12 protein-coding genes are annotated in these 12,148 nt (G+C 44.1%); 3 read left to right on the top strand and 9 right to left on the bottom strand.

Annotation, left to right across the window (positions count from 1 at the left end; translation table 11 throughout):
- Nucleotides 1–23: 23 nt before the first annotated feature.
- The 5 genes from BM358_RS12170 to metH form a co-directional block, all read right to left on the bottom strand.
- On the bottom strand, nucleotides 24–872 hold the full coding sequence (locus BM358_RS12170; RefSeq protein ID WP_028541726.1) for a deoxyribonuclease IV: 849 nt from the start codon (nucleotides 870–872) through the stop codon (nucleotides 24–26).
- Nucleotides 862–1,680, bottom strand: a complete 819-nt coding sequence (locus BM358_RS12175) for an Fpg/Nei family DNA glycosylase (RefSeq protein WP_028541727.1) — start codon at nucleotides 1,678–1,680, stop codon at nucleotides 862–864. The genes BM358_RS12170 and BM358_RS12175 overlap by 11 nt, the downstream gene beginning before the upstream one ends.
- Nucleotides 1,681–1,750: 70 nt before the next feature.
- Complete coding sequence (locus BM358_RS12180) at nucleotides 1,751–2,599, bottom strand: TIGR01457 family HAD-type hydrolase (RefSeq protein ID WP_081326439.1); 849 nt, start codon at nucleotides 2,597–2,599, stop codon at nucleotides 1,751–1,753.
- A gap of 464 nt (nucleotides 2,600–3,063) precedes the next feature.
- Nucleotides 3,064–3,993 carry a ribonuclease Z gene (rnz, locus tag BM358_RS12185; protein ID WP_028541729.1) on the bottom strand — a complete coding sequence of 310 codons (930 nt, stop codon included), beginning with the start codon at nucleotides 3,991–3,993 and terminating at the stop codon, nucleotides 3,064–3,066.
- 79 nt (nucleotides 3,994–4,072) lie between these two features.
- Nucleotides 4,073–7,513: a methionine synthase gene (metH, locus tag BM358_RS12190; RefSeq protein WP_028541730.1), complete on the bottom strand. Its 3,441-nt coding sequence runs from the start codon at nucleotides 7,511–7,513 to the stop codon at nucleotides 4,073–4,075.
- A 281-nt stretch (nucleotides 7,514–7,794) separates the two neighbouring features.
- On the opposite strand from metH, the gene BM358_RS12195 reads away from it, so the two are divergent.
- Complete coding sequence (locus BM358_RS12195) at nucleotides 7,795–8,337, top strand: 1,2-dihydroxy-3-keto-5-methylthiopentene dioxygenase (RefSeq protein ID WP_023989001.1); 543 nt, start codon at nucleotides 7,795–7,797, stop codon at nucleotides 8,335–8,337.
- Between the two features lie 99 nt (nucleotides 8,338–8,436).
- Here BM358_RS12195 and BM358_RS12200 read toward each other — a convergent pair whose 3' ends face one another.
- The 4 genes from BM358_RS12200 to BM358_RS12215 all read right to left on the bottom strand — a co-directional run bounded on the left by BM358_RS12200 (nucleotide 8,437) and on the right by BM358_RS12215 (nucleotide 10,700).
- Entirely contained in the window at nucleotides 8,437–9,231 is a 795-nt protein-coding gene (locus BM358_RS12200; RefSeq protein WP_197032081.1) for an HAD family hydrolase, read from the bottom strand.
- Between the two features lie 155 nt (nucleotides 9,232–9,386).
- The gene (locus tag BM358_RS12205; protein WP_023989003.1) at nucleotides 9,387–9,896 is read right to left on the bottom strand and encodes a hypothetical protein; all 510 of its coding nucleotides are present in this window, start codon (nucleotides 9,894–9,896) and stop codon (nucleotides 9,387–9,389) included.
- A gap of 120 nt (nucleotides 9,897–10,016) precedes the next feature.
- Nucleotides 10,017–10,223, bottom strand: a complete 207-nt coding sequence (locus BM358_RS12210; RefSeq protein WP_013310543.1) for a DUF896 domain-containing protein — start codon at nucleotides 10,221–10,223, stop codon at nucleotides 10,017–10,019.
- 108 nt (nucleotides 10,224–10,331) lie between these two features.
- Complete coding sequence (locus BM358_RS12215; protein ID WP_034095187.1) at nucleotides 10,332–10,700, bottom strand: LysM peptidoglycan-binding domain-containing protein; 369 nt, start codon at nucleotides 10,698–10,700, stop codon at nucleotides 10,332–10,334.
- A gap of 188 nt (nucleotides 10,701–10,888) precedes the next feature.
- Here BM358_RS12215 and lexA point away from each other — a divergent pair, with 188 nt between their 5' ends.
- Both lexA and BM358_RS12225 read left to right on the top strand, forming a co-directional pair.
- Nucleotides 10,889–11,515 (top strand): transcriptional repressor LexA, encoded by a 627-nt coding sequence (lexA, locus tag BM358_RS12220; RefSeq protein ID WP_013310545.1) that lies wholly within the window; start codon nucleotides 10,889–10,891, stop codon nucleotides 11,513–11,515.
- 283 nt (nucleotides 11,516–11,798) lie between these two features.
- Nucleotides 11,799–12,101 carry a hypothetical protein gene (locus tag BM358_RS12225; RefSeq protein WP_028541732.1) on the top strand — a complete coding sequence of 101 codons (303 nt, stop codon included), beginning with the start codon at nucleotides 11,799–11,801 and terminating at the stop codon, nucleotides 12,099–12,101.
- The last annotated feature ends 47 nt before the right edge of the window (nucleotides 12,102–12,148 follow it).

Below are 12,148 nucleotides of genomic sequence, written 5' to 3' on the forward strand. Positions count from 1 at the left end.
TAGTTATTACCAATCAGACCGATTTACTCCCAGCTTAGAATCATTTGAATATCCTCCTGATGTGTCCCATCAGGTCCCGTCCCACTCTCCAAAACGATAGGAATACCTCTTACAGCATCCTGATCTGTCATCCAACGCATTCCTTGAGTACCAATGTAGCCTTGTCCCACACGGGCGTGTCTGTCTTTTTTAGAGCCATACGGGTATTGAGAATCGTTCAAATGAACTCCGCACAGAGCTGACCAATAGCCGAGACGATTCCCTTTTTCGATCAAAGCCTCGTCCATTCCACCGTTCCATAATCCCGCTGCATACGCATGACAAGTGTCCAAGCAAAAGCCGATACTGTCAGGATTCTGGCACAACTGACGGATTTGCACCATTTCCTCAAGCGTGGTTCCCATGGGCCCGTGATCCCCCGCCTGATTTTCAATCAATATTTTAGCTTTTCCTTGCCAGCCTTCCAGCACATCATTAAAACAGTTAATAATGTTACGATAGCCCTCTAGTGGGTCTGACGAATGCATATGCCCAAAATGAACGACGATCCCTTTTGACCCACAGGCTTCAGCAATATCCAGATCATTGCGTAATGAAGCAATCGTCAGCTCATAAAGTTCCTGGCCACGCTCGGACCCATTAGCCGGATTAACGGGATATGGCGAATGAGCAATGGATTGAAGCTGGTGCTCTAAACAGTAAGCGTTGCAAGCAGCAGCATCAGTAGCACTCCATTCCTTCAGCCTAAGACTACGAGGATTTTTCGGGAAATATTGAAATGAACGTCCCCCCTGCTCTCGCGCACGCATAGCGGCTTTGGAAAAGCCACCACGCGTACTCACATGGGAGCCGATTAGCAATTTAGGCATCATGCTGCTGTACCGGGCAATAAAATGCTTTTTTCCCCGCCAGTTCAACCCTTACAATTTTTCCGCCACTTGGAGATTCTTCTCCTTCGCGGTCATATACTCGACACTGATGATCAAATCCACCTGTTAGCGTGTCCCCCTCCATTAGAGGCATTTCCATGTACCCGCCTTCCGCAGTAGCTTCACGTAGTACGGATTGAGTGGCATGATATAGTTTTTCCACTTTTTCTGGGGACTGCACAATGTTTTGTACTTTGGAACCCGGTGTAAATCCGGCGATATAAGCAATTTCGTCTGAATAACAATTGCCAATACCCGAAAAAATCTGCTGATTCACCAGCGTTGTTTTCAAAATCCCCCGGCGTCCCTTCAGACGTGCTGTAAACTTTTCCAAAGTCATGCGGCGGTCTAACGGATCAGGTCCCAGGTCTGACAAAGCTTCTTCTGTTTCTTTAGCCGTTAGCAAGTGCAGATAACCTAAGCGCAGTCCGATAAAATAAAGCTTTAATCCACTAAAATCTAATTCGATCTGAACTGTACGATCTGGACGCTGCTCCTCCGTTCCCAGATATAACAGTCCTCCCAACATCAGATGAAGTACGAGCCGCCCGCCCGTGTTTAAATGAAAAATCAAATGCTTGCCTCGACGCTCTAAATATACAACGGTCGTTCCCAGCAATTGCTTCTCAAACGTTTCCACTTCAGTATTAATGGACTTTTCACGGCTAACCGTCACTCCAGTAATCGGAATGTCCAAAATTTGTTTTGATAATAAGATTCTGTAGTTTTCCATTTCAGGAAGTTCCGGCATATCAACATCTTTCCTTTCGTAGCTACATAGCTTTTAATTCTCGCAAGTTTTGTAAGACATATACTTTCTATTATTTCAGCTCTTCTTTCATCCAGTCCTGCAGTTCAGCGAGATTTTCAAACATCAGGTCAGGTTTCACTCCAACGGTACGCACATGTTCATCCATATTAGCGCGGGTCGTCACGCCCGACAGGATCAGAGCTGTTTTACAACCTGCTGCTGCACCTGCCGCAATATCTGTAAGCATATTATCGCCCACAACCAGAGCTTCATCCGCCCTAATGTTTAAGCGGTTCAGCGCATAGTTCATCAATACGCTTGAAGGCTTACCGATGACAATAGGCTTTACCTGTGAAGCAGCTTCAATTGCAGCTCCAATCGTACCTGCACCTGGCGTTAGCCCATCATGTGAAGGCAATTGGAGATCCGGGTTTGTCAAAATAAAAGTTGCTCCTTCCCGAATCCAACGCATGGCAGCGGCCAGCGCATCATATGTAAATTGACGATCTATCCCCTGCACCACATAATCAGGATGGTTCTCAACAAGCTGCAAACCGGCTCCTGTGAGTGCATCGCGTAATCCTGTTTCACCAATACAATAGACACGAGCTCCAGGACTTTGCTGTGCAACATATTGTGCAGCTGCTAACGCCGAAGTATATACTTCATGGCTGGCCGCTTCAATTCCCATACCAACCAAATGCTCAGCCACCAATTCGGGTGTACGTGAAGCATTGTTTGTAACATAAGCATAAGGTATCTGGTCTGTACGCAATCGGGATATGAACAGATCCGCACCCTTGATCATCCGATTTCCATGATAAAGTGTTCCATCCAGATCAATTAGTAACGATTTTATCGCAATCCCCTCCCCCACTTCAAATCCATTCACATCATAGCATTGAAAATTATAATTCATCCCATGAACGATGTTCTCCTTCTTATTTAACCACCTTAATTATTCAGGTCATTAAATAATCGGCCGTCTCCATTCATCTCATCTATCTTAAGTCAAAAATGCTTATGAAGTCCATGAATTGCTGGTAAACCCTCCAAAATGGCGCCATTCCTCGCTAAAAGCCGTCGCTTTCACATGACATAAGTTCACTTCTTCGTCGAAATCCATCGAAGGAGCTATTTCCTCAAAGGAAATCTCCTGTATTTCCTGGTCATACTCAAGAAATAGAATCCTTTAAATTCGATATATAGAAACTCGAATATGACACGCCTCTATATGTGGTAGAACAAATTCATCCCCTACCACCGTGTACGGGTTCTCATCTCTTGTCGCATCCTGCGCTTTCCCGGAAAATAATTTGGGTGAAAAACAAAGGCACCGGGGCTTGCCCCGGCACCCATGCACATATCTTCTCCAATCGTTTATTAACCGATATCAGGTACCGATAACAACACATGCTGCTCCGCAAGCAATGAATTGGGAAATATGCTTCGCGCTTCCTCCAGCAATGGCTGAAGCTGCTCCTGATCTTTATACCTAGAACTAAAATGCGTCATGATTAGCTGACCCGCACCTGCGGCTTTTGCAGCTTCCGCTGCTTGAAGCGCCGTACTATGATGATACTCGTATGCTGTATCTGACAGTTCATGCAGAAAAGTGGCTTCATGAACGACGACAGTTGCATCTTGAGCCAGCACTACCGTATTCGGACAAGGTCTCGTATCCCCTAAAATCGTGATGATACGCCCTTTTTTCGGCGAACCCAGTACATCCTGAGGATGCAAAATAACTCCACCTTCTACCTCCACGCTTTCCCCACGCTTTAACTTACCGTACACCGGGCCGGGCTTAATACCATATCGCTCCAACAGCTCTTGGTTAAGCTTACCGGGCTTATCCATCTCTACAACTCGGTAGCCATAGCTGTCGATCCGATGATCCAGTAAAGCTGACTCCACCCGGAATTGACCGTCATCAAACAGAACCCCGCCCGTATGCTCCACAATATGTAGTTGGTAATTGATACGCGATTGGCTGATCCCTAAAGATAGCTCGATATATTGCTGGATTCCAGGCGGTCCATATACCGTCAGTGGTGTCGTTCCCCCCTGATACGCCCTGCTCGACAGCAGTCCCGGCAGACCGAAAAGATGATCCCCATGCAAATGGGTGATAAATATTTTTTCAAGTCTGCTTAGTTTGAGCGGCGAACGCAATACCTCTTGTTGAGTGCCTTCGCCACAGTCGAACAGCCACATGCTTCTTCGTTCTTCCAGCAAACGAAGAGCGATGGACGTTACATTTCGCTGAATCGTAGGCACCCCTGCATTTGTACCGAGAAAATAAAATTCCATAACATTAACCTTCTTCCTGCTGACCAGCAAAAAACCTCCGAAGCTCGGAGGGTATTTGCTATCCTATCTGATAAAGGTGTTAAACCTTTTCGACGTTAAAATACTGCGCCTGAGGGTGGCTGAACACCATGGCTGATACAGAAGCCTCCGGTTCCATCATAAACCCTTCCGTCAGCTCAACGCCAATATCCTCAGGTTTTAACAACTGGAACAACGGCCCCTGATCCTCCAGATCTGGACATGCCGGATAGCCAAAGGATACCCGTATGCCTTGATATCTGGCACCGTGTCGCTGTTTCATTGTCATATCGGCAGGGTCTGGGAACCCCCAGCTATCCCTGATAATATGGTGAAGCCGTTCCGCTAACCCTTCTGCTACTTCGAGTGCTACCGCTTGAAGTGCATGCGAGCGCAGATAATCCCCTTTATCTTTCCACCGGGTAGATATCTGCTGAATCCCATGACCAGCTGTAACGACCATGAAACCTACATAGTCCATAACCCCGGATTCCACTGATTTCAAGAAATCAGCCAGACATAGATAAGGCTCTACCTGCTGGCGCGGGAATGTAAATGTGTGCAGTACCTTGCTCACATCCGACGGATCATAGATCAGAATTTGATTTCCTTGGGACTGCGCTGGAAAGAAACGATACATAGCATGTGCCTGGATGATTCCGTCCGTCACAGCTTCAAACATGATGCTGTCCACGGTTTCCTTCAACTGAATCGCTTTCGGATCTTCCGAAGCCAGCAGCTGCTCAACATTGCCTTTTAAACCAAGATGATGCCCCATTAGCATTTGCATATTCACGTAAGGCAAAATATAATTCAGTGGATAATTACGCAGTACATGACGATCCGTATCTGGTGGAATATAGACGGGCAGATCCTGAGCAATGTTAGAGCGCACAGCTCGAGTGAGCTTAGGGAGCGGCTTGGCTTCCACTACTATTGCCGCTTCAGCCTCCCGCTCAGCCTCCATGTCCTCAGCCATTTTTTTGCGGGACTCAGGATTCATAAGCTTGTTGGCAATATCCAGCCCATCCATAGCATCCTTTGCATAGGCAACCAGACCATCATACTCAGGACGGATACGATTTTTAGTGAACTTACGTGTTAAAGCAGCTCCACCAACCATTATTGGAATATCAATATTCGCATTTTTCAAATCCTGTGCGGTCAGCACCATTTGTTGTGCCGATTTAACAAGCAGTCCGGATAAGCCAATCATATCGGCCTTTTCTTCACGGTAAGCCTCAATAATGCGTTCTGGTGGTACTTTTATACCCAGATTCACGATATGGTAACCATTGTTGGATAGAATAATCTCCACCAGATTCTTACCAATGTCATGCACATCACCTTTGACTGTAGCCAACAAAATCTTACCTTTTACTGAGGATTCATTCTTCTCCATGAACGGCTCTAAATAGGCTACGGACGCCTTCATCACTTCAGCGCTTTGCAGCACCTCCGCAACAATCAGTTCGTTATTGTTAAACAGTCGTCCTACTTCCTCCATCCCCTTCATCAGCGGGCCGTTAATAATCTCCAGCGAAGAATATTTCACGAGCGCTTGCTCCAGATCCGGAATGAGTCCCTCCTTACTTCCCTCGACTACATAGGAAGCCAGTCGTTCTTCGAGCGAAAGGTTTGATATCTTTTCTTTTTTCTCCACTTTCTTGTTACGGAAAGCTGCTACAAAAGCGGATAAAGTATCGTCATTTGTTTTATAGATCAAGTCTTCCGCAAGTTTCCGCTCATGCTCTGGAATGGATGCATAACGTTCAAGCTTCTCAGTGTTTACAATCGCATAGTCCAGACCTGCTTTGGTGCATTCATATAAATAGACGGAATTGAGCACTTCACGACCCGCTTCCGGCAAACCAAAAGATACGTTACTGATGCCCAGGATGGTATGCACCCCGGGAAGCGCTTCTTTAATAATGCGAATGCCCTCAATGGTTTCCTTAGCTGAACCGATATATTGCTCATCACCTGTTCCTACTGGGAATACGAGCGTATCAAAAATTAGATCCTCCGCTGCCAAACCGTAACGGTTCACCAACAGATCATAAGAACGTTTAGCTACCTCAAGCTTATCCTCACGTGAAATAGCCTGTCCGCGTTCATCAATTGTTCCAACAACAACAGCGGCGCCGTACTTATGAATAAGAGGAGCCATTTTCTCAAATTTCTCTTCACCATCCTCCAAATTAATGGAGTTAATTATTGCCTTGCCTTGCGAATATTGAAGTGCTGTATCAATGACTTTAATATCCGTGGTATCAATCACTAAAGGTACCTTTACCTTGTTTACAACCAGTTTCAAAAATGCTTCCATATCCGTCATTTCATCGCGATCTGGGTCCTGCACACAAATATCAATGACATGCGCTCCGCTTTTTACCTGAGCACGGGCAATTTCAGATGCCTCTTCATATTTGCCTTCCACGATCAAACGCTTGAATTTGCGGGAGCCCAGAACATTCGTTCGCTCACCAACCATATACGGACGATTGTCCTGTTCAATATATACAGGCTCAATGCCCGATACGGCAGGAGGATGATGACCTACCAGCGGACGCGGTTCAAACTGCGCCATACTTTCACTCATAACTCGAATATGCTCAGGCGTGGTACCACAACAACCCCCAGCAATATTCAACCAGCCTTTTTCAGCGAAAGCAGCCATTTTACGTGCTAATGAATCAGGCGATTCATGGTATTGGCCATTTTCATCGGGCAAGCCCGCATTTGGATAACAGCTAATAGCTGCAGAGGACATTTCAGACAGAGAGCGAATATGATCACGCATAAACTCTGGACCTGTAGCACAATTCAATCCAATCGAAATTGGGTGCAAGTGTTCCAGTGATATGCAAAAGGATTCGATATTTTGTCCGGCCAATGTCGTTCCCATAGGCTCAATCGTGCCTGAAATCATTAGCGGAAGCTCGATACCTGTCTGCTCAAAAGCTTGCCGAATTCCGATGCTTCCAGCTTTGACGTTAAGCGTATCCTGTGAGGTCTCCAATAGCAGTACATCGACCCCGCCTTCAATAAGCGCCAAGGCCTGCTCTTGATAGCTTTCAATCAGTTCAGCAAATGTAACCCCACCTGTGACAGACAAGGTTTTCGTGGTTGGGCCCATAGCTCCTACTACAAAACGAGGCTTGTCCGCAGTGCTGTATTTATCCACCGCGTTACGCGCCAGTTTGGCCGCCACCAGATTAATTTCACGGGCACGTTCTGGTATATCGTAATCCGCCAAAACGACGGATGTTGCTCCAAATGTATTCGTTTCAATTAGATCTGCTCCGGCCTTCAAGTATGCTTCATGAATCCCTTGAATGACATCCGGTCTCGTTAAGACCAGCATTTCATTACAGCCCTCCAGCTCTTCCCCACCAAAATCATCGGGGGAAAGGTCTTCCTGTTGAATCATGGTGCCCATGGCCCCATCAAGAAGGAGTATTCTTCGTTGTAATGCATCCTGCAAGCTAACTTTATCCAAATTTCTTCACCCCCGCAAAACGTTAAATCCTAGTTTAGCAGAAACCGTATCATTTAGATAGATTGAAGTAAAAACATACGTTTTATACAGGTTGTTCTTTGTAAAAATGACTTCTCTTATCCATTTTTATAGTTTGTAGCATTATAGAGCGTACTTAACCCTGCATCCTTTAGCTATGGTCATTTGCATTATAAAATGTTGAAATCCTGTATTGTACAACGTTTCAAGACATGGTATTCTTTATACAACATTAATCCAAGTGGAAAAGAGGGAATATATATATGGCCGAAATCTTAATACGTAATACCAATGAACGAATTAGCGGTGAAGAACAAGTACGTGAATTTCTGGAGAGTCACGAGATATTGTATGAACATTGGGATGCTTCCAAATTGTCTGGTGAGCTGCAAGAGAACTTTACCTTAACAGATGATCAAAAGGCCGCTGTTCTCAAAACATTTGAACCCGAAATCAAGGATTTAGCCGCACGTCGCGGATATAAAATATGGGACGTTATCACTTTATCTGAAGCAACGCCGAATTTGAACGAGCTGCTGGCCAAGTTTGAGCAAATTCACACCCACACCGAGGATGAAATCCGTGCCATTGTCGCTGGTAAAGGCATCTTCATCATTAAAGGCCCTGAAGAGATCGGCTATTTTAACGTAGAGCTTTCACCGGGGGACGTTATCTCCGTACCTGAAAATATACCTCACTTCTTCACTTTAATGGAGAATCAAAAGATCGTCGCAATCCGCTTGTTCATCGAAGAAAATGGCTGGATTGCCGAACCGTATGAAGATCCAACCTTCATTAAAGCATAATTACGAATTTATCCTTGTGTGAATAAAAAAACTCCCTCTGCTCTGTAACAATAGCGAAGGGAGTTTTCTTAATACTCGTTTCTAAAGACTATTGATTTCTTACTTTAACGATTGAATAATTCCGTCCAATTCAGACAGATGCTTGATTTGGAACTTCGGCTTGATCTCTGTGGTATTGGTTTTAGCGTTTCGGTTCACCCAGACCGAGTGTACACCTGCTGCCAACGCTCCTTGAATATCAGTCGTCAGTTTATCTCCTACCATTAAAGCATGTTCAGGCTCAATACCAAGAAGCCCCAAAGCATGCTGGAATATAGACGGATCAGGCTTGCCTCGACCAAATGAACCTGAAATGACAACATGATCAAAGAAAGGAGCTAATTGAGGAACTCCATCCAGTTTCTCCTGTTGTAGATCAGGGGAGCCATTTGTCAGCAATAACAGCTTGTAATGTCCCTTCAATTGTTCTAGAATCTCGAACGTTTCTTCATATACATGTGGACGCGCGCGTCTTTCCGAAGCAAATTGGGTAGCCAGCTTTTCCGCCAACTTCTCATTATCTATCCCTAGTTGCTGGAGTCCTCTGCGCCATGATTCCTTTCGATAAACAGGGGCCAACTGTTCCAATTGGCGGAATTCAGGTTGCTCACCTGCTGTAAAATTCGCCCACAATCCTTCAAACGGATTAATGCCGATCATTTGAGTAAAACTAAAGGTTTCATAGGATTCATACAAAGCGCGTGCTTCCTTACGTACGGCTTCCTCCAGAGTTTTTGGATCAACGCCTGCTTCACGGGAGCCTGTTTGACACGCTGCATCAAATGCCTCTTCTACACTACGTTCATCCCACAAAAGGGTATCATCAAGATCAAACATTACCGCCTGAATCGTCATCTGAATTATCCACTCTCTTTCCACAGTATATGTACGCCTATTTGCTTGATTAAGCATTTGAATCGTTATGTGTGCCCATATTAAGCAAGCGGCCGCAGCATGTTATATGAAATAACATCATACGGCCTTTGTTACAGAGCTACAGGCTAAATCAGTTATTTCTTGTCTACCTGTATCTGATTGGATAGCGCAAACTTCTCAAGTCGCTCTGCAATGGCATCCGTGTCATAGCGACCTAATGATTTTGTGAAAATAAAATTACCACCCTTACCTTTTCTTTCAACGGTTACGTAACCCTTTTCAATCTTGATGGCTTTCATGTCCCCTGCCGTCATTGGACGTTCTCTACCACCTTTCAGCATATAGAGAGTATCCTTTCCCACTTTCAAATAAGGACGACGGATGAAAAAGATAACAGCCAGCATCAAGTACAGGCCGAATACAAGCCAATCCATCCCTCGCATACCGGTCTTAGTCAAAAAGTAACTCATAAGCATGTACAATACAGAAAGACCAGCCAGCATAATTGGCACAGTAATGTTACGGCCACGGAAAATATCCATTGTAGAACCTGCGCCGCTAATGGTTTGAATGCCTTGCTTTTTGCGCGATTTATTTAAATGCGCTGTGTTTTTGCGTACTTTTCTTTCAAATGATCGGGCCATCTCTCAATTCCTTCCCAGATATATTACATTAAAACAATTGCCTCAAAGCTGATCTATATAGATACCATAAAAGGTACCTAAAACAAAAGGCAAATTGCAGGCTTCGGCATTTTAACAACATTAATGCTTCAGCCCGTCATTTCCTTTCGATGTATCATCGTCCACAAATTCAATCGTCTCAAGCTGCTGCCGAAAATTACGGCGAATGTTACCTAAATAAATTTCCCGAAGATTGGCGCGCTCTGTGGCTTCCTCTTCCGTCAAACCCTCGGATTTTGCTTTGCGCGCTAATTCATTAATGCGCTGTACCAAGCTGTCTATATCCAAATTGTGTCCCCTCCATAAAAGCAAAGATATAATACACTTTGACATGTAGAAAAGAGCTTGTCAAGGCTCCCGTATTACGCTCCCTGACAAGCTCTAATAGTCTATAGATCAGAAGTTAGGAAGCTTGAGTACCTGACCTGCCTGCACTCCCCGATCCTCCAAACCGTTAATCCGCACAATTCCTTCTATATATACCCGTGTATCCATTCGTTCCGGTTTATGATTTGCGGCAATCTCCCACAACGTATCCCCAGGTTGTACGGTCAGTTTAGTCACTTCTTCCTTGGAAGCTGAAGGTGCCGCGAAAACTGTAAGTACACCTGCCCCTGCAATCCAAGCAACAATCACTATAATAAGAAGCTTAAGTAAAAGAGTATTGGTAATAATCTGCATAAAACGTGCCCTACCCTCTTTTCGAGTCTCCTGTAAATTTTCTAAATTCATCGGAAAAATACTTTGATAAGTGCTATATTTCATCATTGGCTGTGTCCTCCAAACGTTTGTTCTTATGTTTTCACAATATAACACGAACATTTGTTTTGTTCAATAGAAAAGAGAACAAAAGTTCGTAATTATTTTTAGGGATTATTTAGAACTTATGTTTGTACGAACGGAGGTTCTATGCTATAATTTTCCCAAACGTTACTAAATGGGGTTGATACGGTATGTCTAAGATTTCGAGCCGCCAGCAGGCCATTCTTGAATTTATCCGCAATGAAGTGCGTCTAAAGGGATACCCCCCTTCTGTACGCGAAATAGGCGAGGCTGTCGGATTAGCCTCCAGTTCTACGGTTCATGGTCATTTGGATCGTTTAGAGAAAAAAGGACTCATTCGCCGCGATCCTACAAAACCACGGGCTATTGAGTTACTCGGTCAAGACGAATCGGATAACAGCAACTTGATTAATTACTCCATTAGTCGTGTCCCCGTCGTCGGCAAAGTAACTGCTGGCCTTCCTATTACGGCGACAGAAAATATTGAAGATTACTTTCCTCTTCCCCAACACTTTGTTGGTGAGGATAAAATATTCATGTTATCTGTTGTAGGCGAAAGCATGATTGAAGCTGGTATTGCTAACGGAGACTATGTAATCGTACGTCAGCAGCAGACCGCTGATAATGGTGATATTGTTGTAGCTATGACAGATGAAGACGAAGCTACAGTTAAAACCTTCTACAAAGAAAAGGATCATATCCGGCTTCAACCTGAAAATCCAGCCTTTGAACCGCTTCGCCTGACACACGTCAGCATTTTGGGCAAGGTTGTAGGACTCTTCCGGGACTTCCACTGATTTCTCGTTCTTTCTTCCCCGTTATTCTATCCACTAATACAAAACCGGCTGCCTAGGGCAAGCCGGTTTTGTATTGCTATTATGTTTATTATGTATCTCACAACTTTTTTTTTCATTTCAGCAACCTATCCCTATTTTTTCTACTAAAAATCAGCCTCCTCATCTCAAATAATTCCCCACTGACCTTGAGCAGCTATACTGTCATGGGCAAAACTAATAGATCTTTCTTTGTTTTAGATAAATATGGTATATTAATTACTTATAGCTCTGTAGGAGGAATTAAATGAAAAAAATTATAATTTCAGCGTTTGTTGTGATATTTATCGCCATAAGCTGTGTAGTTCCAACAATGGATCATTTGTATGCAAAAGAGAACTCCCACATAACAACCTACGACCGTATTAAGTATATACAAATACTTATCCATTTCAGGTATTTAGAAAAGCAACTCGAAGCTGTAATTTTCGAAAGAAATAATTATCCAGAAGACAGCCAAGAATATAAACAGCTCTCTGAACAACTGAATCATATTCTTGCCCAAGAGGCGTACTACGAGAAAAAACTTAACACTCTTAATAGTAAATAATTTTCATACTAACTGCCTATTATCTTTATCTACACTATTAGACTCAT

The sequence above is a fragment of the Paenibacillus sp. cl130 genome (assembly GCF_900116035.1).
In the GTDB taxonomy this organism is placed as follows: domain Bacteria; phylum Bacillota; class Bacilli; order Paenibacillales; family Paenibacillaceae; genus Paenibacillus; species Paenibacillus polymyxa_B.

Excerpts from the sequence above, each read along its gene's own strand:
- BM358_RS12195 (WP_023989001.1), top strand. The coding sequence starts at position 7,795 with ATGGCCGAAATCTTAATACGTAATACCAATGAACGAATTAGCGGTGAA.
- BM358_RS12180 (WP_081326439.1), bottom strand. The coding sequence starts at position 2,599 with ATGAATTATAATTTTCAATGCTATGATGTGAATGGATTTGAAGTGGGG.
- BM358_RS12200 (WP_197032081.1), bottom strand. The coding sequence starts at position 9,231 with ATGACGATTCAGGCGGTAATGTTTGATCTTGATGATACCCTTTTGTGG.
- BM358_RS12225 (WP_028541732.1), top strand. The coding sequence starts at position 11,799 with ATGAAAAAAATTATAATTTCAGCGTTTGTTGTGATATTTATCGCCATA.
- BM358_RS12205 (WP_023989003.1), bottom strand. The coding sequence starts at position 9,896 with ATGGCCCGATCATTTGAAAGAAAAGTACGCAAAAACACAGCGCATTTA.
- BM358_RS12170 (WP_028541726.1), bottom strand. The coding sequence starts at position 872 with ATGATGCCTAAATTGCTAATCGGCTCCCATGTGAGTACGCGTGGTGGC.
- rnz (WP_028541729.1), bottom strand. The coding sequence starts at position 3,993 with ATGGAATTTTATTTTCTCGGTACAAATGCAGGGGTGCCTACGATTCAG.
- BM358_RS12175 (WP_028541727.1), bottom strand. The coding sequence starts at position 1,680 with ATGCCGGAACTTCCTGAAATGGAAAACTACAGAATCTTATTATCAAAA.
- lexA (WP_013310545.1), top strand. The coding sequence starts at position 10,889 with ATGTCTAAGATTTCGAGCCGCCAGCAGGCCATTCTTGAATTTATCCGC.
- BM358_RS12215 (WP_034095187.1), bottom strand. The coding sequence starts at position 10,700 with ATGAAATATAGCACTTATCAAAGTATTTTTCCGATGAATTTAGAAAAT.